At 42.6% G+C, this 25,034-nt stretch carries 22 protein-coding genes; 8 read left to right on the top strand and 14 right to left on the bottom strand.

Annotated features, from left to right (window positions below; genetic code table 11):
• Positions 1-40: 40 nt before the first annotated feature.
• From mfd to QUD85_RS08640, 4 genes are all read left to right on the top strand, one after another.
• Positions 41-3,559 carry a transcription-repair coupling factor gene (gene mfd / locus QUD85_RS08625; protein ID WP_093329496.1) on the top strand — a complete coding sequence of 1,173 codons (3,519 nt, stop codon included), beginning with the start codon at positions 41-43 and terminating at the stop codon, positions 3,557-3,559.
• 82 nt (positions 3,560-3,641) lie between these two features.
• Complete coding sequence (locus QUD85_RS08630) at positions 3,642-5,153, top strand: CsiV family protein (protein WP_143047949.1); 1,512 nt, start codon at positions 3,642-3,644, stop codon at positions 5,151-5,153.
• Entirely contained in the window at positions 5,146-5,433 is a 288-nt protein-coding gene (locus QUD85_RS08635; RefSeq protein WP_093329494.1) for a DUF1244 domain-containing protein, read from the top strand. Before QUD85_RS08630 ends, QUD85_RS08635 begins: the two co-directional genes overlap by 8 nt.
• A gap of 422 nt (positions 5,434-5,855) precedes the next feature.
• On the top strand, positions 5,856-6,986 hold the full coding sequence (locus QUD85_RS08640) for a glycosyltransferase (RefSeq protein ID WP_177168891.1): 1,131 nt from the start codon (positions 5,856-5,858) through the stop codon (positions 6,984-6,986).
• 6 nt (positions 6,987-6,992) lie between these two features.
• Here the strand turns inward: QUD85_RS08640 and QUD85_RS08645 are convergent, their stop codons facing one another.
• Both QUD85_RS08645 and queE read right to left on the bottom strand, forming a co-directional pair.
• A complete protein-coding gene (locus tag QUD85_RS08645; RefSeq protein ID WP_093329490.1) occupies positions 6,993-7,823 on the bottom strand; it encodes a hypothetical protein in 831 nt (276 codons plus the stop codon).
• The gene (gene queE, locus QUD85_RS08650; protein ID WP_093329488.1) at positions 7,824-8,492 is read right to left on the bottom strand and encodes a 7-carboxy-7-deazaguanine synthase QueE; all 669 of its coding nucleotides are present in this window, start codon (positions 8,490-8,492) and stop codon (positions 7,824-7,826) included.
• An 85-nt stretch (positions 8,493-8,577) separates the two neighbouring features.
• Here queE and queC point away from each other — a divergent pair, with 85 nt between their 5' ends.
• Positions 8,578-9,237, top strand: a complete 660-nt coding sequence (gene queC, locus QUD85_RS08655; RefSeq protein WP_093329486.1) for a 7-cyano-7-deazaguanine synthase QueC — start codon at positions 8,578-8,580, stop codon at positions 9,235-9,237.
• 3 nt (positions 9,238-9,240) lie between these two features.
• Complete coding sequence (locus QUD85_RS08660) at positions 9,241-10,176, top strand: TRM11 family SAM-dependent methyltransferase (protein WP_093329484.1); 936 nt, start codon at positions 9,241-9,243, stop codon at positions 10,174-10,176.
• Positions 10,177-10,211: 35 nt separating this feature from the next.
• Here QUD85_RS08660 and QUD85_RS08665 read toward each other — a convergent pair whose 3' ends face one another.
• From QUD85_RS08665 to QUD85_RS08705, 9 genes are all read right to left on the bottom strand, one after another.
• Entirely contained in the window at positions 10,212-11,558 is a 1,347-nt protein-coding gene (locus QUD85_RS08665; protein ID WP_143047948.1) for a tetratricopeptide repeat protein, read from the bottom strand.
• Between the two features lies 1 nt (position 11,559).
• Positions 11,560-12,165, bottom strand: coding sequence for an energy transducer TonB (locus QUD85_RS08670; protein ID WP_093329480.1), 606 nt, complete (start codon positions 12,163-12,165; stop codon positions 11,560-11,562).
• Between the two features lie 3 nt (positions 12,166-12,168).
• Positions 12,169-12,582 (bottom strand): ExbD/TolR family protein, encoded by a 414-nt coding sequence (locus tag QUD85_RS08675; RefSeq protein WP_093329478.1) that lies wholly within the window; start codon positions 12,580-12,582, stop codon positions 12,169-12,171.
• Between the two features lie 14 nt (positions 12,583-12,596).
• Positions 12,597-13,148 carry a MotA/TolQ/ExbB proton channel family protein gene (locus tag QUD85_RS08680; protein WP_093329476.1) on the bottom strand — a complete coding sequence of 184 codons (552 nt, stop codon included), beginning with the start codon at positions 13,146-13,148 and terminating at the stop codon, positions 12,597-12,599.
• Positions 13,149-13,150: 2 nt separating this feature from the next.
• Positions 13,151-14,530: a MotA/TolQ/ExbB proton channel family protein gene (locus QUD85_RS08685; protein WP_407705058.1), complete on the bottom strand. Its 1,380-nt coding sequence runs from the start codon at positions 14,528-14,530 to the stop codon at positions 13,151-13,153.
• Between the two features lie 9 nt (positions 14,531-14,539).
• Positions 14,540-15,325: a DUF3450 domain-containing protein gene (locus QUD85_RS08690; protein WP_093329474.1), complete on the bottom strand. Its 786-nt coding sequence runs from the start codon at positions 15,323-15,325 to the stop codon at positions 14,540-14,542.
• 235 nt (positions 15,326-15,560) lie between these two features.
• Positions 15,561-15,770 (bottom strand): cold-shock protein, encoded by a 210-nt coding sequence (locus QUD85_RS08695; RefSeq protein WP_093329472.1) that lies wholly within the window; start codon positions 15,768-15,770, stop codon positions 15,561-15,563.
• A gap of 242 nt (positions 15,771-16,012) precedes the next feature.
• A complete protein-coding gene (locus tag QUD85_RS08700; RefSeq protein WP_143047947.1) occupies positions 16,013-16,432 on the bottom strand; it encodes a hypothetical protein in 420 nt (139 codons plus the stop codon).
• 16 nt (positions 16,433-16,448) lie between these two features.
• Positions 16,449-17,228: a methyltransferase family protein gene (locus QUD85_RS08705; protein ID WP_093329468.1), complete on the bottom strand. Its 780-nt coding sequence runs from the start codon at positions 17,226-17,228 to the stop codon at positions 16,449-16,451.
• A 110-nt stretch (positions 17,229-17,338) separates the two neighbouring features.
• Here QUD85_RS08705 and QUD85_RS08710 point away from each other — a divergent pair, with 110 nt between their 5' ends.
• Positions 17,339-18,007 (top strand): winged helix-turn-helix transcriptional regulator, encoded by a 669-nt coding sequence (locus QUD85_RS08710; protein WP_093329466.1) that lies wholly within the window; start codon positions 17,339-17,341, stop codon positions 18,005-18,007.
• Between the two features lie 46 nt (positions 18,008-18,053).
• On the opposite strand, the gene QUD85_RS08715 is transcribed toward QUD85_RS08710, so the two are convergent.
• The 3 genes from QUD85_RS08715 to QUD85_RS08725 all read right to left on the bottom strand — a co-directional run bounded on the left by QUD85_RS08715 (position 18,054) and on the right by QUD85_RS08725 (position 24,451).
• Positions 18,054-20,717 (bottom strand): TonB-dependent receptor domain-containing protein, encoded by a 2,664-nt coding sequence (locus tag QUD85_RS08715; protein ID WP_093329464.1) that lies wholly within the window; start codon positions 20,715-20,717, stop codon positions 18,054-18,056.
• Between the two features lie 100 nt (positions 20,718-20,817).
• Positions 20,818-23,616 (bottom strand): hypothetical protein, encoded by a 2,799-nt coding sequence (locus QUD85_RS08720; protein ID WP_093329462.1) that lies wholly within the window; start codon positions 23,614-23,616, stop codon positions 20,818-20,820.
• Positions 23,617-23,935: 319 nt separating this feature from the next.
• The gene (locus QUD85_RS08725) at positions 23,936-24,451 is read right to left on the bottom strand and encodes a hypothetical protein (RefSeq protein WP_093329460.1); all 516 of its coding nucleotides are present in this window, start codon (positions 24,449-24,451) and stop codon (positions 23,936-23,938) included.
• A 359-nt stretch (positions 24,452-24,810) separates the two neighbouring features.
• Between QUD85_RS08725 and QUD85_RS08730 the strand changes: the two genes are divergently transcribed.
• Positions 24,811-25,023 carry a hypothetical protein gene (locus QUD85_RS08730; RefSeq protein WP_093329459.1) on the top strand — a complete coding sequence of 71 codons (213 nt, stop codon included), beginning with the start codon at positions 24,811-24,813 and terminating at the stop codon, positions 25,021-25,023.
• Positions 25,024-25,034 lie beyond the last annotated feature (11 nt).

Genomic DNA, 25,034 nt, shown 5'->3' on the forward strand with positions numbered 1-25,034 from the left:
TGACAGCAATTTCTTATACTCTTTAAAACACTAGTGCCAGATGAGCAAAACTACAACTCTTTTCTCTCCTATCCTTGCTAAATCAGACGGTGGTAATCCCGATAAGAAAAGCTGGCATCAGCTTTATGGCAGTAGTAGCAGTGTCGCTTTATTAGAAGCCGCACAAAGCGCGCAGTCACCTATCGTACTCATTACACACGATACGCCGTCGGCACTTAAATACGTGCAAGAGCTAGAAAGCATTAACCAAAACAAATTAGATATTTGTTTATTCCCCGATTGGGAAACCTTGCCATACGACACTTTTTCGCCGCATCAAGATATTATCTCGGAACGTTTAGCAACGCTGCACAAGCTGTCGCAAATACAGCAAGGTATTGTGATAGTGCCAGTAAATACTTCGCTGCAGCGCTTGGCGCCTAAGCAGTACTTAGACGGCAATGTGCTGATTATTTCCCAAGGCGATAAAAAAGATTTACATGCGATGCGTCAATCGCTTGAAGCCAGTGGCTACAGAGCGGTAGATCAAGTTATGGAGCACGGCGAATTTAGTGCTCGCGGCGCCATTTTAGATTTATTCCCGATGGGCAGTAATACGCCCTATCGTCTCGACTTTTTCGACGACGAAATTGACGAAATTCGTCTATTCGATCCAGACAATCAGCGCAGTAAAGACAAAGTATCGTCTATCAACTTATTACCTGCTCATGAGTTTCCAACAGACAAAGCCGGCATAAACCTATTTAGAAGCCAGTATCGCGACGCATTTAGCGCAACCACGGCAAAAGAGTCGATTTATCATCAGGTAAGTAGCGGTATTATGCCCGCTGGTATCGAATATTACTTGCCGCTTTTCTTTGAGCAAACCAACACCCTATTCGATTATTTACCAGCCAATGCCTGCGTTGTGTTAAGTGGCGATGTGGAAAAGGCAATTGGACAATATTGGGGCGATATTAATTATCGCTATGAAGACAGACGCTACGACCCGCTGCGTCCATTGCTTGAACCACAAAAACTGTTTCTCGACGAGGTCGCATTTTTTACCGCGATAAAACCGTTTGATCGCATCACAATTACACTGAACCAAGAACAAGCCGGCTTAACAAAAGCCGGGCAAGTGTTATTCAGTGTCAATCCATTGCCAGACTTGGCGGTAAACCATCAACTGAAGCAGCCGTTTGATAAGTTAAATCAGTATATTGGCGATGAACATGCTGCACATCGGTTTATCTTTGTAGCCGAAAGCCAAGGTCGTAGAGAAACCTTACTTGAGCTGTTAAACAACAATAAAATTAAGCCAACAGAATATGCGTCGATAGCAGAATTTACTGAAGACAATGAACCCTACGGTATTTGTGTTAACCATTTAAACCAAGGTTTTAGTTTTCAAACCACTGGCCGCGCAGCAAAGCATGCAATAGCGGTTATTACCGAAAATGAATTACTTGGTGAGCGCGTCAAGCAAGCAAAACGCCGTGGTAAGCAGCATGAAGTACAAACAGATGCCATCTTTAAGAATTTGGCAGAATTGTCTATTGGCCAACCTGTGGTGCACATTGACCATGGTATTGGTCGTTATCAAGGGCTACAAACACTGGATACTGGCGGCATGACAACCGAATTTTTAGTGTTGGAATACGCTAAATCTTCAAAGCTTTATGTTCCTGTTGCCTCGCTACACTTAATCAGTCGCTATAGTGGTACCGATGCAGAGCAAGCGCCACTGCATTCGTTGGGTAAAGACACCTGGAGTAAAGCCAAGCAAAAAGCCGCGGAAAAAATTCGCGACGTTGCCGCTGATTTACTCGATATTTATGCCAAACGAGAAACCAGCAGTGGTTTTGCGTTTAAATACGACAAACATGAAGCACGGGCTTTTGCGGAAAGCTTTGGCTTTGAACCCACCGTGGATCAGGAAATTGCTATCAACGCGGTGACGAACGATATGATTTCGCCGCGCACGATGGATAGGCTTGTGTGTGGTGACGTAGGCTTTGGTAAAACCGAAGTGGCGATGCGCGCTGCCTTTATCGCCGTACACAACAGTAAACAAGTTGCCTTGCTTGTACCCACCACATTGCTAGCGCAGCAGCACTACGAAAACTTTAAAGATCGATTCGCTAATTTGCCGGTTAACATTGAAGTGCTTAGTCGCTTTAAAACGGCGAAACAACAAGCCGAGATTGTAAGCAAAGTAGAAAATGGTCAAATCGATATATTAGTTGGTACCCATAAACTGCTGCAAGACACCATTAAATATAATGATCTTGGCCTGCTGATTGTGGACGAGGAACATAGATTTGGCGTTAAGCAAAAGGAAAAGATTAAGAAGCTTCGCGCCAATGTCGACATTTTAACGCTGACTGCTACACCGATTCCACGAACGCTTAATATGGCGATGGGTGGCATGCGCGATTTATCTATTATTGCGACGCCACCGGCTAAACGCCTAGCTGTTAAAACCTTTGTTCGTCAAAAAGACGACGCGCTTACCCGCGAGGCAATTTTGCGTGAAATTCTGCGTGGCGGTCAGGTGTACTTTTTACACAACAATGTTGACACCATTGAACGTACCGCTCGTGATATCGAAGCATTGGTGCCAGAGGCGCGCGTGGTTATAGCACATGGTCAAATGCGTGAACGTGAATTAGAGCGCATTATGAGCGACTTTTATCATCAAAAGTTTAACGTGTTAGTGTGTACCACAATAATTGAAACCGGTATCGACGTACCTACAGCCAATACCATTATTATGGATAGAGCCGATCATTTAGGGCTTGCGCAGTTGCACCAATTAAGAGGCCGCGTCGGTCGCTCCCACCATCAAGCCTATGCCTATTTGTTGACACCACATGAAAAGGTAATGACAAAAGATGCACGTAAACGCCTAGAAGCCATCGCCTCGCTTGAAGATTTAGGGGCTGGCTTTACACTTGCCACGCACGATCTAGAAATTCGTGGTGCGGGCGAATTGCTCGGTGAAGATCAAAGCGGTCAAATGAGTCAGATTGGTTTTAGCCTGTATATGGAAATGTTAGATGAAGCGGTTGCGGCATTAAAAGAAGGTAAGCAACCTACCCTAGAAAACTTGCAATCTAGACAAGCTGAAGTAGAACTCAGAGTACCTGCGCTTATTCCTGACGACTATATTTTTGATGTGAGCTTGCGTTTAAGCATTTACAAACGTATTGCCAGTTGTAAGTCAAAAGATGATTTAGATGAAATCCAAGTGGAGCTTATAGACCGTTTCGGCCTGTTGCCACAAGCCACTAAAAACCTTGTGCATGTCGCCAAGTTAAAACTTAAAGCGCAGCAACTTGGCATTGAAGGGTTAGATTTAGGCCCAGCTGGTGGCGCCATAGAATTTAGCCAGGAAACGCCTGTAGACCCTATGTTTATACTCGGATTAATTCAAGCACAGCCGACTGTGTATAGTATGGATGGCGCAACTAAACTTAAAATTAAACACAGTACTGATAGCGCGGAGGCTCGCTTTAGTTTTGTTGCCGCGCTATTAAGTGACTTGGACAAGTCGGTAAAAGCAACAAAGAAATAATGTGCGAATCCACATTTTGCGCTTTTTAAGCGAGTAATTTTTGTTATTATCAACACGTAAAATAAAAAAAGTAGGATATTCAATGAAGATAAAGCCTATTGTGGCACTCCTTTCAATGCTGAGCGTTAGCACCATTGCTAACGAGCAGGAAAAGGACGAACTTGCACTTCAAGATCGCTGGTTTGAAGTAGAAGTTATCTTGTTTAGCCAACTACAAGTTGACACCAAAGAACACTTTCCAAACGAGCAAGAGCTACCACCGCTGCCTAGCTACGACGATACACAAGATCTGTTGAGCGAATTCATCATAGCGCACAACAACTATGAACAAGCCAAGCTTGCTGCAGAAGAAAGCACAGAGCAATCACTTGATGCGACAGCAGTACCACAAGCTTTCGTTAATGTTTGCGTAACAGAGCAAGATAGTGAGCTTGAAACGCCTGATGAAAGCGCAATAACCACCGCGGATAAAACTGAGGTTATAGCGAGCAATGGTGACACCATGCAAGGCTCAATTGTTAGCGGTCCATCTGACATCAGCGCTGCGCAGCAAGGTGATGAATCAGCAGACACGCCTTTAGAAAAAGATGAAACGCTAGATCAGCAAGAAACCGTTGAAGTGGTTAAAACAGAAGAAGAACTTGCCTTTGACGCACTTGCAGAGTCACTGCAACAAAGCCCTGAAAACATGCCATTAACCCTTGGTTTTGACGGCGAGACTAGCGTGCATTGTCAGCAGCCTTATATCGTTGCCAAGGCAGAATTACAGCTAAATGACGTAGTAACAAAGCTTAAAAATAGTAAAAACTTTAAACCGCTATTACACGTTGCTTGGCGAGAAAAACCTCAATTACCTGAACTTGCAACGGCGTTTCGTTTGTACGCAGGCGACAATCAAGTAGCGCAGTATCAAAAAGTTCATGACGCTGTTTTTGGTGTAGAAGAAAGCGACGATGAAAATGTTGATGGAAGCGAACTAAACGCTGAAGACACTAACCAGCAAACAACTGAATTAGCTGATGCTGAGCAGGCACAAATGGCCGATCCTTTTGGCGACTTTGTTACCGTTGAACCCACAACGAGTGCTGCAATCGACGAAACTTACGAAGAGCCTAACCCTTTAGCGCAGCAAATTGCTTATATAGTAGATCAAATTGATGAGATTGATGAATCGTCAAAAACGCTATTACTCAATCAACTCGATAAGCCATCTTTGATTAAACGAGAGTTTCAAATCAGTGATACCGATGAAGATGTGGCGACAGTCACATTGCCTTTGCCTACTCACCCATGGGAAGTAGACGGTTTATTTAGAGTGCATTTAGATCATTATTTGTACATTACGGCAGACTTTAACGTGTTAAGCCAGTCTTACGGTGCATTGGTTGATAAAACTTTAGAGCCAGAACAAGAAATCGCGTTTAAGAGCCTACGCATGCAGCAAAACCGCCGAGTTCGTAGTGGAGAAATCCATTATTTTGATCACCCTTATATGGGCATGATTGTACAAATACGTAAATTTGAGCCCCCTGTTGAAGCATCCGACGAGGAAGAAGACGCAGAGGCAACTAAAGAAGAGACTAACAATGGATAAACAAGACCAAATTCAAGCAGCGGTATTTAGACGCTTATTAGCTCATTTAGATGCTAGAAAAGATGTGCAAAACATTGAACTAATGAACCTTGCCGGTTTTTGTAGAAATTGCTTTTCTAAGTGGACAGTCGCCGAAGCTGAAAAGTTGGGTGTTAGTGTAGATATCGACGAAGCACGTGAACAAGTTTACGGCATGCCTTACAGCGAGTGGAAAGAAAAACACCAGCTACCGGCAACTCCAGAGCAATTAGCGAAATTTGAGCAATTGAATAAAAAATAGCCTCCAGCAACTCAAAAAAAGCGGCACCCTAGCCGCTTTTTTTTCGCCTAAAATTCAACATTTTGCGTTAAATGATATTTTGTATACGAAAATAGTCGTAAAAACTTCTGTTCATTTGTTGAAAATTGATTAATAATGCGCCTCTACATAAATTTTACAAATTTTTAGCAAAGCTGATGTGACGCTTTATCGCACAGGTTTATGCTGTACTGACAATAATGATAAGACGTTTCTACATTGTATTTTTTTGCTTGATAGGTTACCTAGCAACTGCCTTCTTTTGGTATAACTTTAGCCTTCATTCAGACAATTTAGTGTCAACGAGCTATTACGAGTTTCAAATACTGGTTATGGTGATCTTGTCGCCGTTATTGCTCAAATTCCTAGTACAACTGTTCGTCTTGCCCATTTATCGAATGAAGATGAATCGGATTAATCAAAGCTTTGCTGAGCGACAAAAACCACTACCTGGCGTCTCCATTCTTATTCCGGCCTACAATGAACAAGTTGGCATCGTATCCACTATAAAGTCAGTATTGGCAACGGGCTACCCCAACCTTCAAATTGTCATTATTGACGACGGTTCAACAGATAATACAAACGCACTAGTAACTTCGTTTATCGAAAAGCAAGCGAGTGAAGTACAACAAAACATCACCCTACTCTCTATTGAAAATGGTGGTAAAGCGAATGCACTGAACCACGGTTTAAAACACGCCAACAAAGAGTTAGTGATGACAGTAGACGCCGACTGTTTGGTGGAAAAAAATGCCATTTTACACACGGTAAAACAGTTTAACTGCCCCCTTGTTGGCGCTGTTGCAGGTAATGTCGTCATCGGTAACAAGAACAAATTTATCGAGCTAGTTCAGCAACTAGAGTATCTATGTGGTTTCTTCTTTCGTCGCTCTGATGCGGTATTCAATTCGGTAATGATTATAGGCGGCGCTGCAGCAACCTATCGCAGAGACGTGTTAAATCAAGTCGGTGGCTTTGACTGTGATACCGTTACTGAAGATATTGAAATTGCGCTACGAATTTTAGGGCACGGCTATAAAACCCGTTATGCGTCAGACGCTATTACCTACACTGAAGGCCCTAATGATTTGCGAAGTTGGTGTAAGCAGCGGTTACGTTGGAAATTTGGTCGTTTTCAAGCGTTGCTTAAATACAGACATTTGTTTTTCAGTACGAAAGCAACCTACAGCAACTATTTAACATTCTTAACCTTGCCTGCAGCCATTTACGCAGAGTTTATTTTGTTGCTTCAACCGTTGTTGCTACTTTGCTTTTTCGGTTTTGCCTTTGCTACCAATGTATATGCACCGATTGCAGTCGCAATGACCATTTCGATGTGCATCATTAGCATGCAAGTACTGTTAGATCCTAAGCCGAAATATCACAGTAATTTGTTACTGCTAGCTCCAATTGCTTGGTGTTTATTTTACATTGTTGAAATGATTGAATATCAAGCGCTGATAAGAAGCCTTAAACGCCTAGTGAAGAAACAATCGCTGCAATGGCAGCATTGGGTGAGGATCGGAATCAAATAAGCCGATTTACTCGGCTTTTTCAGGATAACGCAGTAAATACTGCGCCTTCATTAGTTGGTTAAACTGCGATAACACTGAACCTTTGTGTTGATGCTTATTAAGCGACACCAAATCAATCTTTAACTGATTGTTGTCGTCAAATTGGCTTGCAAACGTACCCATCATTGGCGATTCAAATTGCCCTTGTGTTATCAATTCCAATACATGATTGCCAAACTGAAACGCTTCATATTCATTTAACAAGGTTAAAAAATCACTAAACGACGCACCAGAGAGTGTACTTTGCGTTTTAAATGCCGCCAAATATCCTTTTGCCAATACACTCTTTTGGTTGTTAGCCTGTTGAAATTGATAGGCATGTCGCGTTTCGTGAAGCAAAAACGCCAGTGGTGCGTATACTTCCATGTCTTTAAGCTTGTCTGGGTTTAGATAAACTAAGCCACTGCCCGGAAAACGAATGTCAAACACAAAATTTACCGCGCGACTGGGATACAAGGTGTTATTGATAACAAGTGTTGGCGGCACAATGCCCAGTGTTTGGCATTCAATTTCAAACACTCGCGGAAGCAACGCCATACGCTGTTCAAAACTTAGCGACTGCCAATTTTCTAGCGCTTGATACAAGTCTTTGTCTTGTTTAAGCACCTCAACTAAAGCTACGGCGTCTTTGGCTCTTTGCTTGTGTGCTTGTTCTAACCAAGCAAGGTTTTGCTCCGATAGTGCATAAGCCTGTGGCGCCTCTGCTTGTTTGTCTGCATTGGCATAAAATGCGGCTTCATTAGCAACACTCTGCCCCGCGCAAAGTAATACTAACGTTGCGATTAACGACTTTTTCATTTATTCGATACCAATGTATTTGTGCACTTGAATCGACAAACGCCAGTTATTTGCAATACAGGTATTGATCGCGAGTTCTGTTGCTCGTTGCTTTTGGCTAATTGGCTGTAAGTAAACTGGTTTATGATTGGCATTAAACTGATTTAACAAAGCTTTTAACTCGTCGACGTGATGCTCGGTTGCTACCGGGTGTTTGATCTCGTTTGCGCGATCGATTGCTTGCGCAAGTACCTCTAAACCGCCTTTCATATTAATTTTAGGCGATACAGTGACCCAACATTTATCGCTAACAAGCACTTCAAATGTTCCTGATGTTTCTACTTGAATGCTGTAACCTGCATTTTCAAACGTGTCACACAATGGGCGCAAATCATACATACACGGCTCACCGCCAGTGATCACAATGTGTTTTGCTTGCCAGCCCTGCGCTTTAACAGTATCTAATAGTTGCTCTTCACTTGATGCAGACCATTTACTGGTTTCCTGCGTTTTAGCAAGCACATCAACAATGGCTATTTCATCGCTTTGCTCAACATCCCAAGTGTGTTTGGTATCACACCACGAACAGCCTACCGGACAACCTTGCAGTCGAATAAAGATAGACGGCTGCCCCGTGAAAGAGCCTTCACCCTGGATGGTTTCAAACATTTCATTAATTTTGTAGTTCATGCGGTTACGTTTAAGCTTTGCTAATTGCGTTAATAATCAAGTAAAATTGCGCTGAGCAAACTATTATACCCTAGAGAATCAATAAATGACTGAAAAAGTTGTTGTAATTTATAGCGGCGGTATGGACTCATTTACCGTGTTAAATCGTGCGCTAAAAGACGGTAAGCACGTGTATGCGTTATCGTTCGACTATGGCCAGAAGCATGTCAAAGAGCTTGAATGCGCAGCTAAAGTGTGTGAGTCGCTGAATGTTCCTCACAAGATTATTGATATTACTGCTATCAATCAGTTGTTAGCAGGCTCATCGCTTACAGATGATATCGATATTCCAGAGGGACATTACGAAGACGACAATATGAAGTCGACTGTGGTACCTAATCGCAACATGATTTTACTGTCTTTAGCGGTTGGTTATGCAGTATCGGTTGAAGCTAGCCAAGTATATTATGGCGCTCATAGTGGTGACCATGCGATTTATCCTGATTGTCGACCAGAATTTGTCGAGAAAATGAATGACGTTTGCCAAATCGCTAATTACGAACCGGTTGAAATCTATAGCCCATATTTACATGTCAGCAAGATTGATATTCTAACTGACGGTTTAAACATGGGGTTAGACTACAGTGATACGTGGACTTGTTATAATGGCCGCGAAAAAGCCTGTGGTAAATGTGGTGCCTGCCAAGAGCGCCTAGAAGCATTTGAAAAAAACAATGCGGTAGATCCTATCGCCTATGAAGGATAAACCGTGGATCTTGCTCTGCTGATCAACCCCGCCGTTAAGGGCGCATATTTCGACGCAACTATTGAAGTAGCAAAAGCTGAGCTAGCTCTCGTTTATAGCGAGCAAGCAGAGCATGTAGCCATAGGTGCAATGGATTTTTTGCACATTAACGCGCCCTTGTCTTTGCTTCCCTCGCTGCAAAAGCTGTCTTTTGTTTACGGTGTGTTTAAGCGCAATGAAACCGAGCTAACGGCTATCGATAGTCAAGCGGCGTTTTCTCTGCATGAAGACTTTGTGTTTGGTAGCAAATTTAAAGGCAAAACAAATGAGCACCTCACCCAATTATTGCTTAACGCAGCGTTAGCGCATATCGACAAGCAAGACAATATACAGTTACTTGATCCTATGTGCGGCCGCGCAACTACGCTGCTTTGGGCGCATCGCTATGGCATCAATAGTAAAGGTATAGAACTAGATACGCGTGCTGTTGATGATGTAACACGCAACCTTAAAAAATGGGTTAAGTTACACCGTGTAAAACATAAGATCAGCGATGGCTTTATTGGTAAAGCGAATAAACAAGGTAAGCACAAGTTTGTAGATTTCACTGCAAATGGTAGCAATTTACGCGTTATTCAAGGAAGTTGTGAACAAGCTGATACGTTAATTAAGAAAGGGAAATTCGATATTATCGCCAGCGATATTCCATACGGCGTTCAACACTTTAGTAGCGACAATACCCGTAACCCTATCGCAGTTATAGAAAAATCACTGCCTGTTTGGGAAAAATTGTTAGCTCACGAAGGCGTTATCGCGTTAGCATTTAATCGCTATATCCCGAAACGCACTGCACTGCAAAAGGTGTTCGAGCAAGCAGGCTTTAAAGACACAGGCTTTAGTTGTGAGCATCGCATGAGCGAATCAATTGTGCGAGATATCGCACTGTTTAAAAAAGCATAAAAAAGCGGCTCCACAGCCGCTTTTTTTTAACTAGGTTACTCTCCCTGCGAATCGCTATCTAGCATCATAGCCAATTGCAATTGATGCTGTTTTTCACGAAGCACATATTTAGTCCATTGCGTTGCCATTTTTTCACTACCATCAAACGCTTTTGCTTGTTCAAAGGCGACAATAGCTTGATCGTATTGCGCTAAGTTAAAACGCGCCATACCATCAACCAAGTGCATATCACCCTCTCTATCTAGCTGACCTTTCGTTAATGCACTACCAGCGAAATTAATCGCATGTTGCCACTGTTCCATGTTTAAGTAGGTTTGAGCAAGCATAGCATCGTACTTTCCATGCTTTGCTAACGCCGTTGCTTGTTTAAGTGGCGCTATCGCTTTTTGTTCTTCCTTTGCTGCGATGTAGGCTTGCGCGGTTAACGCTAGATGCTTTTCATTGCTTACTACACTGCCGCTTGCCATTGACGTTTTTAACAATGCCGCTGCTTTATAGGGCACGTCATGAAACATATACAACTGCGCAAGGCCAACTAGTTGGCTTTGTTTGGTGAGATAGCCCGCTTGATAAGCTGTTTCCATAACCGCCAGTTGCTTATCTTCTTGCTCAGTTTCACCATACATGCCCGCTAGCTGCACCCAATACTGTGGTTTTTCATACAGTCTCACCAACTTTTCCATCACTTCTGTGACTTTGTGTGGTTGCTTTAATTCGTAGAACGCTGCACGTTGCAGTATTAGCCAGTTTTCTTTTGGCAATTCGCCTGCTTCTTCACTCTGAGCCACGGCCAAATTGACATAATCTGACGCTTTCAAATAGTTTTTATTTTGATAATGCGCCTGGGCAAACAATACCTGTTGCATTGGCTTTAAAGGCTTATTTATAGAGGTTTGCCAACGAGTCAAAAAGTCTAAGGTTTTATCATAGTCTTGTTGCTGCATAGCAAGTTGCGCCAGCGAATACAGGGTTGCATTGTATAAGCTATCTGGAATCGCATCCTCTGCCACCACTTTTTCAAAGCTAGCTATCGCATTGGTTATGTCGTCATCGCCATAGTACATAAAGCCATAGAAATTCCACAGCATTGCGCGCTCATAAGCATTTAATTGATTGATACGGGACTCTACTTGCTTAAGCACCTCAAAACCTGCAGGTTTATCCCCTGCATCTGCAAGGCTTTGCGCTCTCGCAAGTTGCGTATAGACGCGGTTTCGCATCGCCGGCACTTTAACACTGCGACTATTCTTTTTCTTTTTAACCTGTTCTGCTTTAGCTGCAAATATCGGCTGAGATAACTGACTAGTTAGCAGTACAGGCAAGGTATAGAGCAACGATGCCATAGTGGCAAAGACAACAATGTGTTTGATTGTTTTCATCATATTACCCATCTATTTCAAATGTTATGCGGTTTTGTACACCGGCCACTTCCATCGGTTGGCCATCAACAACACGCGGTTTGTATTTAAATTTTAAGGCCGCATCCATTGCCGCTCTGTCAAATATTCTTTCTGGTTTAGCTTCTACAACGATTGGATCTCTTACCGCACCATTTTTTGTCACGGTAAATTCAACAATGACGTAACCTTCGATACCGCGAGCTTGAGCGCGTCTTGGATAAACGGGAGCAACCTTAACAATCGGTAAGTAATCGCCATCACCTGAATCTAAATTAAGTCCACCAGTGAGCGCAGTTTCTGCCGCTATGTCTGCAGAAAAATCGGTAGATATCGCTTCAGCATTAGGATTCGATTGCGCCATTTGTGGTTGTTGTATTGGCGGTGGCGGCTCCTTAGGCTTTGGCGGCTTTTGAGGTTTTCTCTCTTTTTTTACCACCTGCTCTTCTTGCTTAAGACGAATGAAATCAAGCACATTACCTTTAGGTGGTTCGCTCATTGCATCCTCGCCACCTGCTATTAAGGTTTGCATCCCCCAAAGCAGTGCAAGTGTCATTGCTATAGCTAATGTTGCAGCAATAAGATAACGCATGTTTTAAGCCTCTTGCGCCGCTATAGAGACGTCGAAAACACCTGCCGCTCGGGCAGAGTCCATCACTTTGATTAAAATATCTGTTGTGGCTTTCTTATCTGCTTGAATAACAACAGTGCCTTGCGGATTCTCCGCCTTTAATCGCTCAATATTGGCTTGTACTGCACGCACATCGACACGGCGTTTGTTAATCCAAATTTCGCCTTTATCGCTGATCGCAACTAATATATTGGCACGTTCTTTTTTAACAGCCGTTGCTGCTTCAGGGCGATTAACTTCAATACCCGCTTCTTTAACGAACGACGCGGTGACAATGAAAAATATCAATAGAATAAACACCACATCTAACATGGGCGTCATGTTGATTTCTTCGTTTTCTTCTTGTTCTGCGATGACTTTTAATAATGGAGAACGCATGTTTAATCTCTCTTTTAAGCGCGAGCCATTGCGTCGTTGTTATCGACCAAAGACAAGCTATCTTCAAAAATTTGGGTTTCTCTTTTAGCGAAACGTTGTAACCAAGTAACGGCGAAAACACCTGATAAGGATCCCACCATACCGGCCATTGTAGGAATCGTGGCTTTTGACACACCAGAGGCCATAGAGCGGGCATTTCCGCTACCTGAAATCGCCATGACGTCAAACACTTCAATCATGCCGGTTACAGTCCCTAGTAGCCCAAGCAGTGGACATAACACCACAAGGGATTGGATTAACGACAAGTTATTGTTCAATGCCGATGACATCCGTGACACCATTGCTTGGCGGATATGGTGTGCATGCCAACTACTGTGATCTGTGCGTGACGACCAACCTTGTTGCGCTTGCTTTTTAAGTGTGCGATACGCAGCAAATACAAACACTAGGCGTTCAAATATAAGCAACCACATGATGGCTATAACCACAGCGATGACGACTAATACGTCACCGCCGGTTTCAATAAAGTCTTGAATCGTGTTTATTATGTCGTAGATAAACACCATGATTAGGCACCTTTTTCACTGCGCTCTGCAATAATGCCGGTGCTTTCTTGTTGCAATACATTAATAATATTGCGGCTACGGCCATTTAAATAAGCAAACAAGAACACCATAGGAATAGCAACAACGAGCCCCAACACTGTAGTTACTAGAGCTTGTGAAATACCACCCGCCATCAATTTAGGGTCACCAGTACCAAATAAGGTAATCGCTTGGAAGGTGTTAATCATACCTACCACTGTACCTAACAAACCAATCAAGGGTGCGACAACGGATATGATTTTGATCAGCGTTAAGCGTGTGGTCAGCTTGGGCACTTCTCTTAAAATTGATTCAGAGAGTTTAAGCTCCAAGGTTTCATTGTCGACGTTAGGGTTATCCGCCTGAACTGACATCACTCGACCCAACGGGTTATCTTTTGATACCTGCTCTGATTTCAATTGACGGTTAACTTTACGGCCAATCAAGAACAAGGAAACAAAACGTTCTAGCGCAATCAGCAAACCAACAAGACCAATACCTAAAATGACGTAGCCAACAGGACCACCTTGGTCAACACGTTCACGTGTATTTGGTGCTTGTACCAACAAATTTAGAATGGAGCCACCGGTTGGATCTAAAGAAAAAGCAACTGGACCAGAAGAATCCGCAGCAATCGCTCGTGCACTTGCTAGATAACGATCGGATGGTTGGCGTTTTAATTCGGCAATCGCGTTGGTTTCAAAAATGTATTCTAGATACTTCCCTTCTGACACTAAGTTGAAACCACCAACTCGAATGATTTCTTGTTGACGTCTTGTGCCATCAGCAGCCACTACTTCACCGTTAAACGACGAGAGCTTGCCGCTTTCGGTCATTTCACGTTGCAATTCAAACCAAATGCGCTCGATTTCTTCTATCGACGCTAGTTTGGTCGAAGAGCCCATGCTTTGTGTAAATTCATCAAGAAAGACATCTCGACCAGGTAGCTGAGCTGAAATCACTGATGTTTGAAACTTGCCCTTGGTATCGCCAGCAACTTGCTGCAATACACCGAAAAGTTCTTTTAATTCACCTAAGCGTTTATTTAACGCCTCAGTTCTATTAGCGATTTGCACTTCATTGGCTTGAAACGATTGTTCCAGCGCGGTACTTGTTGCAATAGCGTTATCGCGCTCAGTTCGCGCATTTTTGAGCATATTATCTTGCTCTGCTACTCTCGCTTTAAAATCAGCTTCACGTTGCTGGTTTTGCTTGGTTTGCGCTATTTTTCCTTGCTCTAACTGCTTTAGCAGCTGGTCTAAGTTAGCCGCTTGTTGTTCTGCAATGGCAAAAGCTGGCAAGGCTATCAATCCAAATGCTGCAATTGTTTTGTTAATACGTTGTTTCATTGATATGGTACTCATATTTAAACCCTACTCTGCCGCTGACTTGGCTAAGTTGACCGGCACGGTAATGAGATCTGGTGCCAATTGTTTGCGCGCGATGCGTAGCGCTTTGTTAACCGAAGTACGGTAGCTCGCCGGCAGTTTTTGCCATGATTGACTTGCTTGGTCCCATTGGCCTAACTGCAAACCATCGCGTGATTGATAGAGAAAAGAAACACGACCAATACGCAGAAAATCGACATTCATCGGTGTGCCATCAATATCTATTTCACCTTGGTATGCTTCGATTGTTCTGCCGTAGTCTACTTCTACTTGGTATGCTTCAAGCACACGTCGAAATTTTTCAGATGTACTGACATCAGAACGTTCCATCATCCCTTTTAAATCAGCCAAACGGTGTTGGCGCTCTTCTGGCAAAAAAGGGACATCTAACGATACAAAGGTATCTAAGGTGGTGATCATGCGAGCCATTAGAGGCGATATTTGTCGCTCGATAATGCTGACTTGTTCAATCGATTGACCAAGCTGTTGTAGCTCGATTAATTGATTATCAAGCTGTGCTTGCATTTGTTGGTTGTAGACAGTTAAACCGTCAATTTCCTTATTAAGCGCTTTATAGGTTTGCAATTTATCGACAACTTGATCATTCATCTTATCGATACGTTGCTGAGAACGGTTTGCTGATTGATTTATGTCGCTACCCGCTTTCACAACATCGTCTAGTTGTTGTTCTTGTGCAGCAGCAGTAACAGTAGATAAACTAAGTCCAACAACAAGTGCTTTGGTTAGTTTATTTAGTGGTGTAAAAGTCATTGTTTAACTCACTTATCTGACTAGGTTTGTTGTCCTAGATAATCCCCTTACTTCGATAAGCAATGATAAATAAGCTATGTGACACTTTAGTTACATTTATGTGTCCGCTTTATTAAATGACAAATACATGAAAGATTTCTTTCGGTTAGATGAAGAAATTTTGACGAGCGCACAGAAAAAAGGCACAAAAAAAGCAAGCCGAAGCTTGCTTTTAAAATCAGTAAACGCTGGTCGCTTAAAGAACTACGATGTTCTCAGCTTGTGGACCTTTAGCGCCTTTAGCAACAGTAAATTCTACTGCTTGGCCTTCAACTAAAGTTTTGAAACCGTCGCCTTGAATTGCACTGAAGTGAGCAAAAACGTCTTCACCTGATTCTTGTGCAATGAAACCGAAACCTTTTGATTCGTTGAACCACTTAACGGTTCCTTTAACTGTGTTAGACATAAATCTATCCTATAAAATGTGAATATACCTTTGATAAGGTGGTGTAGCTTAAAAATATTCTCTGAAACTTAGCATCTGCAGGACGGTAATAATGAATAATACAGCGTAATGAAGGTGTTAATTTAGCTTAATATTCTAGCTGCGGCTAATATACGCCTTATTAAACGCATAGTCTAGCGGATTCAGCGTTTTAGCAACATTAATTAGTGATTAAGTGTAACGAGATGTGAGTTGGCGATGATTTAAGGTGCTGTAACATCCTTAACGCCGCTTGCTACAATATATTCATACCATTGCTTTGTAACAGCGCTATCAACATCTTGTTCATTAAGCGTAAGTGACACCAAAACATCTCCAGATGCTAAAGATAATACAAAAGCAGGCTTGTCACCTGCCGCTTGCAAGTCAATTGCGCTGATTTGATCAAAGCTAAAAAAGCGAGATTTATCCCGTTTATTGGTAGTAAGGTCGTCATTTAAATGAACAATCATCGCCTCACTCGACAAGCCGCATACACTTTCAAACGCTGTCCCAGATTCATCAACAAAATGGCAATGCGCTATTTGTTCAAAATCACTCGCCAACGCATGTTGCTCTGTTAGATTCGATTGGGCACTACACCCTACTAGTGCAATGATTAGTGTCACAATAATAAATCTCACTCCTGCGTCCTTAAGCTTACGTATTGTTATTTGATTGTCCTTTAAAGCTAGCATTGGCTGGTAAATTTTTCCTAAAAACTTTAGGCAGAAGTTTTCCGACTTGCTGTTGGTAGGCTTTATAGCGAGCACCGAAATCAGCAACCAGATCTTTTTCTTCAAAATATAAACCGATAAGCACGTATAGTGTCATTCCAATCGCCAGCAGCAAATGCGCTGATGTCATATTTGGCGTAAACCATATACCTATGAGCACACCTAATTGCATCGGATGACGCACATAATTGTATAAAGAAGGTGAAACAAAATTAACGGGCTTGTAAGGCTCACCTTTAACGTAGAAGTAGGCTTGTCTTAAGCCAAACAAGTCAAAATGATTAATTAAAAAAGTGGTATACAGCACCAGTGCCCACCCTAGCGCAGCAACAACTAGCAAAACATTTGCCCATACACCGTGACTAACTTGCCAAACATTACCCGACAACGGTTGCCAGAAAATTACAAGTGCGATCAATACAGCTGCGGAGCCAATTAAAAACGTACTGCGCTCTAGTGCTTCAGGTATAAAGCGACATAGCCATTGTTTAAATGATTTTCGCGCCATAACGCTATGTTGCATGCCGAACAGTAAAATCAGCATGATATTAACAAGCCAAGGATTAGCATTTAGCGTTATGCCACCTGTGTTGACGTTAATTGGGCTAATAAGGCTTAAAGTAAAGCCGATAAACAGCAGCAGACTTGCAAATCCAAGCAGGTATGCTGTACTAGCGTAAAGCCATACGGTTAAGTTTTTCATCGTGTTTTTCCTTTTAACTGATAAACACTCATAGTATGGAAAAGCTTCTTTAACCTTTAAACTGCTAAAAATGGAGTAACTAACTACATATTGTGTAGTAAACAATAACCATGACTCAATACGGCCAATTTTGCCCCATAGCTAAAGCATCGGAATTGCTTGGTGAACGTTGGATGTTACTGATTGTGCGTGAGCTTTTACTCGGTTCTACCCGATTCAATCAGCTGCAGCGAGCACTGCCTTTGATTTCTCCAACGCTGTTAACAAAGCGACTCAATCAATTGGTCGATAGCCAAATTGTGGTCAAGCAAACACCACCAGGACAACGCTCGTTCGAGTATTTTTTAACACCAGATGGTAAAAAACTAGCACCTGTCATTGAAAGCCTCGCGATTTGGGGAATGCGTTGGATTCGCACCGAAATAGATGAACAAGACTTAGACGTTGAGTTCTTAATGTGGGATATACAACGCAATATCGACACCGACCATTTACCGGGCAAATACCACGTCATTGGCTTTAATTTTGCTGAACAACAAGGTTATCCCAATTGGTGGCTGGTCGTTGATGGCAGTGAGGTCGATTTATGTACCAAAAATCCAGGTAGAGATGTTGATCTGCACATTGTCACCTCGGTACGTACCCTAGTTGATGTATGGATGGGAAATCAATCAATAACACAAGCGCTAAACAGCGAACAATTGAAATTGATTGGCAATAGTGAGCATCGCAAGGCCTTTAAACATTGGTTTACTTTAAGTGCTGTTGCTACTGTATAAACAAAAAAGCCAACCTATCGATTGGCTTTTTGCTTTAAGTCGTGAATTAGAAATCCCACCTAAATGAAACACTCACATCCACACCTTCGGTTTTGCTCAGTTGCAAGGTGTCTTCAAACTCAAGGCGTTTCTCTTCATTGAGGATGTTTTGCACTCTAAACTTCAACGTTGACGAATACGTTGGATAATAGGTGTAAACAAAATCTAAAGAATGAAACGGCTGCTCATAGGCATCATCTCGACCCTCAATACCAGCGACAATAATACGGTCGCCAAAGACATTGTATGCCAAGGTTGCACTATGGTTACCATTAGGCGCATCCCAACCTAGGTTCATATTAACAACCCACTCTGAGTGTCCAGTTAATCGTCTTGTAGTATTGGTAATTGCAGTAGAGACACCGGTTTGATCGACAACCGCTTGACGGTCAATGGTTATTTCCGAGTCACTTACCGTTAAGTTACCTGACAAAAAGAAGTCTTGACCAAAGTCGCCTATAAAACCAAAGTCTTTGAGAAATTCAGTTTCAATACCGTAGACATAGCCTTCTTCAGCATTGGCAATACGCAGTAATGGCGGCCCATCTTGTCCTGGCGATTGCACCGTTTCAATTGGGTCAATCAGATCCTTGTAAAACAAACCTATGGATAAGTTTTCACCCGTGTCAGCATAGTATTCCCAGCGAAAATCATAGTTTTTCACGTCGGTACTACGAACACTTGGTGTACCGCCCACCGGAAAGCCCGTTAACGGATCGATATAGGTTGCCTTAGCTACTTCACGAATATCCGGGCGAATGGTTGATTGTCCAAACGATAAACGCCATTGCATTTGTTCACTTTGAATCAAAGTAAGTGCCAATGCAGGGAACCATTTATCTTCTTTAAATGCTAGCGCCTCTAAATCTTCTACTGTTGGTTGAGCAGGTAAATCAAATTGCCCAGTAGCTGGGTCAAGCGGTGCTACAACTTGACGATAATCTTCATAACGTGCGCCACCACTGATGCGCCAAGTGTTATCGATTAATACGTCACCTTCTACATAATAGGCGTCAATAAGCTGACCAGAAAAATAGTCATCACCCGCAACTGATGTGTCACGAATAACTGTTTCACTGCCTGTTAGTGGATGATTTAGCACAACATCGTCAGTTAAGATGTCATTCATGCGCCAACCGGTAAGATCTAGGTCGTCATAAGCTAGTGTGTTTACATCAACTCGACGTGCAAAGGCTTGGCGAGATTTCTCGATAAAGTCGCCACCAGCTTTTAGCTCAATGTCCATGCTATCGAGCAAAATCGGTAGCGACACGTTGTAACCATAGTTAGTTACTTCGTCTTGCAAATCCTGATAAGTAAAGCGAGAAGCGGTAGTGCCCTTTCGTAATGAACTTTCATTAGCAATGTCCCAAAGCCCATCCATGTTTTCGTCGGCCAAGATATAGCGCGTTGCAATATTGCCAGGTGCATAGCGCTCTGAGGTTGCGAGTGAATATTTCCAATCAACACCCAAATACCCTAGCGCTGGAAAGTTATGTGAACCTCTAAATTGGTTCGCAATCATTTCCCTCTCTTCGTACCTAACTTGGCTGTCACGCACTCTTAGTCCATCTGTGATAAGCACATTATTGGTATTACCTAGCTTATCTCTCATTTGGTCTTGCGTGTCGTGCAACATAACAAAACTGTAGTCTAAGCGATGGTCATTGGTATATTGGTAACCGAGGTTAAACATACCCGACCATTTCACTTGATGTTCCGTTTGCTGCACATCATCAAAACCACGCACCATGGTCCAAGTTCCGTCGGGGTTTTGCCTAAAGTCTTGTCCTTCGTATAGCTCAGACACTTCCCATTCATTGTTATACGATACCGCTGACAAAAAGCCTAAAGTGTGATCTTCGTGCAAATCAAAGTTATTGCCCAGCGTTACGTCAAAACCAAAGTCTGGATTTATCGTTGTCGTATTTGGATCCATATCGCGGTTCATATCCGCGAATATTTCTCTATTTTCCTGTTGCGACAAGGTATTAAGCGATTGATAGTTTCGCCACAAGTTCAACAGTTGAGCAGGCGCTTCGCGCGTGCCGTCGTCTAAACCCATCCAATCGTCATCACCTCCATTGTAGGTAATGCCATCGTCAAAATTATTAATGTTAGTTCCTATTTTACCGCCAATCTTAAACTCAAAATCCGACGGAATTGTCTTTAATCTGACGTCTACAGCACCACCTGCAAAATGTGCAGGCATTGAAGGTGAATAAGATTTTTGTACCGATAACGACTCAATAATCGAAGATGGAAATAAATCCAGCGGTATTACTGTACGCGTTGGATCAGGACTAGGTACCGCTGCGCCATTCAAAGTTGTACTTGAGTAACGTTCACCTAAGCCACGCACGTAGATAAATTTGCCATCTACCAATGTCAAACCAGTAACACGTCTTAGCGCACCTGCTGCGTCGCTATCTCCGGTTCTTGAAATTTGCTCAGCACCTAAAATGTCAGCGACGAACGCTTGATTTTTGCGTTCCTCAATTACCGCACTGGCAGTACCCTTTAAGCGACTCGCCTTAACAACCACTTCTTCCATTGCATATTCTTCTTCATCATTTGCTTGTTCTTCCTGCGCATTGGCGCTTAAAGACAAGCTCGCAAGAATTGCTAGGCTGAGTGTTGATAGGTGGAATCGATCTATTGTTCTTTTCATTGCTAACCTCTTTAAACAGTCTGTCGACTATTCGGGGAACTTTAGATAAATATTGGATTGCTTAAATAAGGTGCTAGCCGAGGCTAACACCTTAAGCGCTTTACTCTAGGCCTACAGTCCAGCCGGCTGTCCAATCATTGTCTTTGTCTACCGCTCCAATGTGGTTAGCATTGTCAAAGAAACTTGTATCTGAGAAGGTAAATGGTGTTGTTGTGTCTATGGTGTAAATGCCATCTAACACGTCACTCATCATTACTTCTGTTGAGTTATTGTCTTGTGCTAATACCCAAGCACCTAGGTCAAATGCAGCCTCTGACGAATCTGCTGTTGCTTTAAAGTTTTCGCTACAAGCAAACACTGAGTTGCTAATTGACGTTTCTGATGCAATTGCTTGGTCAACCGTGAGCCCTGCTTCCAGTTCGAAACATTCACCCATGCCTGACGTACCCGTTACAATAAAGTTTCTTAGCTGTGCTTTGGTTCCTTCTCTTAGATAAATACCTTCAGAGTCTTTATCTGCTGTGTCGAAGTCATTACCAATAATGGTCATGTTGGCAATCGTTGGGTTAGATTGTGGCGCCTTGTTTGGCGTTGAACCATCGTTGTCCGCTTCGATTGCGCGGTTAGCTTCACCGGCGTTATCAGCATGCTTCACAAGTACGTATTGCATGTTACCGCGATAACCATTGTCCCAATCAACGCTGTCATCTTTGTTTGCTGTCAGCACCACATATTTAAGCGATACTGTGCCACCAAAGAATTCAACGCCATCGTCAGCATTTTCATGTACCTGGATGAATTCAACCTTTGTGCCACTACCAACACCACCAAAGGTAATACCGTTTAGCTCGTTGTCAGGTGCAATCTCATATCCAGCGTGTTTAACGACAACGTAACGTAATGTACCTGAGCTATCTGCTTCATCCGTGCCACCAAAGACAGCACCTTCTTGCACACCTTCAACTTGCAATGCACAGTCGCCTTCAGATGGACATTTATTTGATGGCGCATTACCCAGTAATACCATGCCGCCCCATTGACCAGAGCCGGTTTCTTGACCAGTGACATCTTGGCTAGAGGTAAACGTAATAGGCGCTGATGCTGTGCCGTTTGCTTCAATCATTGAGTCGCGACTAACAACGATATAGTCGTTACCACTGCGACCATAGATGGTTGTGCCTGCTTCAATCGTTAACGTTGCGCTATCGGCTTTATCGTTACCTACAAACACTGGACCGTTTAAAGCGTAGTAATTGCTGCTTGTTAAAGTTAAGTCTGACGTGATGACACCGCTAATTTCACACGTAGTTGTAACACCATCAACTGGTGTAATTGACGACGTACCTACAGGGCAGCCTTCAACGGTTGCGCTAGCGGTTACCACGCCACCGCCGAAACCAAATGCCCAGCCTTCGCGCCAGTCGTTTTGACCATCGAATGCACCGACATAATCTGTTGCATCAAAGAAGCTATCAACATTTGATACATCTTGACCAGCGTCTGCTGCTACAAGTGGCGATTGTGCTGATGGGACGCCGTCAGCATCAATTAAAATAGACGAGCTAATGCTGTTAGAAGACTCAGCTACAAACCACGTTTCTAGATCAAGAATGGTGTTGCTATCGTCATCTTTTGCATCTTTAAAGTTTTCACCATTTGAACATGCCATCACTGAGTTTTGGAACATGATCTTACCGCTTTCTGCGTTAGATACTGTGACAGAGCCTGTACCACCTTCTAGCTCTAAACACTCACCCATTTCAGATGGACCCGTAACTACTGTGTTGTAAAAAGACGCTGCTGTACCTTCACGCAAATAAATACCCTCAGAGTCTTTATCTGCCGTGTCGAAGTTATTACCAATGATGGTTAGGTTAGCGATAGTTGGGTTTGACTGTGGTTCTTTGTCTGGCGTAGAACCATCGTTGTCTGCTTCAATAGCGCGGTTAGCTTCACCGGCGTTGTCTGCATGTTTAACGTAAGCGTGCTGAATTTTGCCGCGATAGCCATTATCCCAGTCAATGCTATCGTCACGGTTACCAGTTAACACTAAGTGCTTAACATTTACCGCGCCCCCAAAGAACTCAACACCGTCATCTGCGTTTGCGTGCACTTGAATGTAATCAACCTCAGTACCACTACCAACACCACCAAAGGTAATACCGTTTAATTCATTGTCTGGTGCAATTTCAAAACCTGCGTATTTAACAACAACGTACTTTAGAACACCTGAGTCATCTTCCCAGTCGGTACCACCAAATACAGCACCTTCGGATACACCTTCAACTTGTAGCGCACAATCGCCTTCTGTTGGACATTTGTTTGATGGTGCATTACCAAGAATAACAAGGCCGCCCCATTGGCCGGCAGTTGTTTCTTCGCCCTTAACATCTTGTAAAGACGTTAAAATGATAGGTTGTGATTTTGTACCCGCGGCATTAATTTTACCGTCACGTTGTACAACAATGTAATCGTTACCCGATTGACCAAATAGCACCGCGCCTGGTTCAATCGTTAGCGTTGGGTCGCTATCAGCACGTGCGGCGCGTGCGCCCTTACCTGCTGTGTTGCCACCAACGGATACTTCACCGCTAATCGCATAAAATACTGGCTTACCATCCGCTGATGCAACTAAGGTTACATCTTCTGTAATCTCGCCATCGATCACTTGAACTAATACATCAAACCCCATCGCTGCAGAGACAGTTGTTGCCAATTGTGTATTTGATTTACCTGGCAATTCCACGTCTGTTGGGCCACCTGATGTAGGAGGATTATTAATGATTGTGTCACCAACTGAATTGTCGACTTCTGACGTTAGGTTAATATCACCACCACAACCCACCAAGGTGAGAGCTGCAGCCATAGCGCTTAGTTTAAATGTTTTTTTGATGTGCATTTGATGCTCCGCAATTAACTCTAAAAGTTTTTTATGATTTTAAAAATTGCGTAAATGCTACGAGCGAAAGATGACAGAAATGTTTTAGAAATATGTTAATTGTGTGTAATTAATGTGACGAATAGATGACATTGATTTAGGACAATTGTGCTAGACACCTGATGTTTTGGGCAGGGCGCACGAATTGTAATTTGTGAACTTATGTAATTTGGATGCGGCAACTGTAACCGATTAACAAGTTAAAATTACGCCATCACTACAAAATAACCCTGTACAAAACTATACAGGGTTATCGTCAAAGTTAGCAAAAGTGATTGAACTACAGCTGGCTAGCTTTCTCATCAAGTTGTTGCTTAAGTGCTTCAATATCTTCTGCACTTAAGGTGGCTTTATCGATTAAACGAGCAACAATATCTTTGCCAATAGTACCCGTTGCTTCTATAACCATATGTTTTTTATGAGGGGTTGCACTCTCGTCGATGTCCATTTCAATTTCTACATCGTCTTCTTTTGTCACCCACACTTGTTTCTTTACTTCAACGTGCTGCTCAAGTTCAACATCCGCTTCACCACTTAGGTGAGATAACGCTTGCTTCACCTTACTTCTGACTTCAGGTGAAAGTGTTGCTAACGCACTGTCGAGTGCTTCTGGATTATCTAACGCACCTTTTGGCAGTTTGACGCTAGTGATCTCGCCATTTACATCAACAAATATATTAGCGACATCGGTTTTTTTAACTGTGATCTCTATGTTTTCTTCAACAATGGCTTGTGCACCAAAGATGGCACTTGCTAATAAACAAAGGGAAATGACTTTCTTATTGATGTGGTTCACCGGATAACCTCTTAATTATTATAAGTTCGTGAGCGTTTGGCGCATTTAGCGACATCTAGGCTATGTAATGTAAACCAAATTCGCCAAAAACAAAAGCGCTAATCATATATCTACTAAACTGTTCGTGGAGCTATATCCATATATAAGCATGGCTTATAACTGAATATTTGAATATACCTATTATCTATAACAATTATAAAATAACAGACTACACTTAAGGTATGGGGGAATTTTCTTGCGCAAAAGAATCTACCACCTACAGTTGAATAATACATGTGCTACATTGAATATAATAACAATAGCCACTTAGTTATTCTGTTGCATTCACTGAAATAAGGTACTTACCTTGAGGAGTTATTATGAGTGCGATATGGAAAAATCACGGCGCTAACCTCGCCGATATGATAAATGGAAACAAAGAAACTCAAGCTCATTTATATCTAGAGCAATTAATGTTATTCCCTGTTGATATTCAGGATCGAATTATCGAGGAAATCAGTCAATTGAGCCTTTGTAACTCAGACGCTGTAGCCGAAATCATTAGTAGCTACACCATGCAAGAGCTAAGATAATTCTTAGCTCT

This window comes from Thalassotalea agarivorans, from assembly GCF_030295955.1.
Lineage (GTDB): Bacteria > Pseudomonadota > Gammaproteobacteria > Enterobacterales > Alteromonadaceae > Thalassotalea_D > Thalassotalea_D agarivorans.

Coding starts and splice junctions, on each gene's coding strand:
- mfd (WP_093329496.1), top strand. CDS start 41: ATGAGCAAAACTACAACTCTTTTCTCTCCTATCCTTGCTAAATCAGAC.
- QUD85_RS08630 (WP_143047949.1), top strand. CDS start 3,642: ATGAAGATAAAGCCTATTGTGGCACTCCTTTCAATGCTGAGCGTTAGC.
- QUD85_RS08635 (WP_093329494.1), top strand. CDS start 5,146: ATGGATAAACAAGACCAAATTCAAGCAGCGGTATTTAGACGCTTATTA.
- QUD85_RS08640 (WP_177168891.1), top strand. CDS start 5,856: ATGAATCGGATTAATCAAAGCTTTGCTGAGCGACAAAAACCACTACCT.
- QUD85_RS08645 (WP_093329490.1), bottom strand. CDS start 7,823: ATGAAAAAGTCGTTAATCGCAACGTTAGTATTACTTTGCGCGGGGCAG.
- queE (WP_093329488.1), bottom strand. CDS start 8,492: ATGAACTACAAAATTAATGAAATGTTTGAAACCATCCAGGGTGAAGGC.
- queC (WP_093329486.1), top strand. CDS start 8,578: ATGACTGAAAAAGTTGTTGTAATTTATAGCGGCGGTATGGACTCATTT.
- QUD85_RS08665 (WP_143047948.1), bottom strand. CDS start 11,558: ATGATGAAAACAATCAAACACATTGTTGTCTTTGCCACTATGGCATCG.
- QUD85_RS08670 (WP_093329480.1), bottom strand. CDS start 12,165: ATGCGTTATCTTATTGCTGCAACATTAGCTATAGCAATGACACTTGCA.
- QUD85_RS08675 (WP_093329478.1), bottom strand. CDS start 12,582: ATGCGTTCTCCATTATTAAAAGTCATCGCAGAACAAGAAGAAAACGAA.
- QUD85_RS08680 (WP_093329476.1), bottom strand. CDS start 13,148: ATGGTGTTTATCTACGACATAATAAACACGATTCAAGACTTTATTGAA.
- QUD85_RS08685 (WP_407705058.1), bottom strand. CDS start 14,530: ATGAGTACCATATCAATGAAACAACGTATTAACAAAACAATTGCAGCA.
- QUD85_RS08690 (WP_093329474.1), bottom strand. CDS start 15,325: ATGACTTTTACACCACTAAATAAACTAACCAAAGCACTTGTTGTTGGA.
- QUD85_RS08695 (WP_093329472.1), bottom strand. CDS start 15,770: ATGTCTAACACAGTTAAAGGAACCGTTAAGTGGTTCAACGAATCAAAA.
- QUD85_RS08705 (WP_093329468.1), bottom strand. CDS start 17,228: ATGAAAAACTTAACCGTATGGCTTTACGCTAGTACAGCATACCTGCTT.
- QUD85_RS08710 (WP_093329466.1), top strand. CDS start 17,339: ATGACTCAATACGGCCAATTTTGCCCCATAGCTAAAGCATCGGAATTG.
- QUD85_RS08715 (WP_093329464.1), bottom strand. CDS start 20,717: ATGAAAAGAACAATAGATCGATTCCACCTATCAACACTCAGCCTAGCA.
- QUD85_RS08720 (WP_093329462.1), bottom strand. CDS start 23,616: ATGCACATCAAAAAAACATTTAAACTAAGCGCTATGGCTGCAGCTCTC.
- QUD85_RS08730 (WP_093329459.1), top strand. CDS start 24,811: ATGAGTGCGATATGGAAAAATCACGGCGCTAACCTCGCCGATATGATA.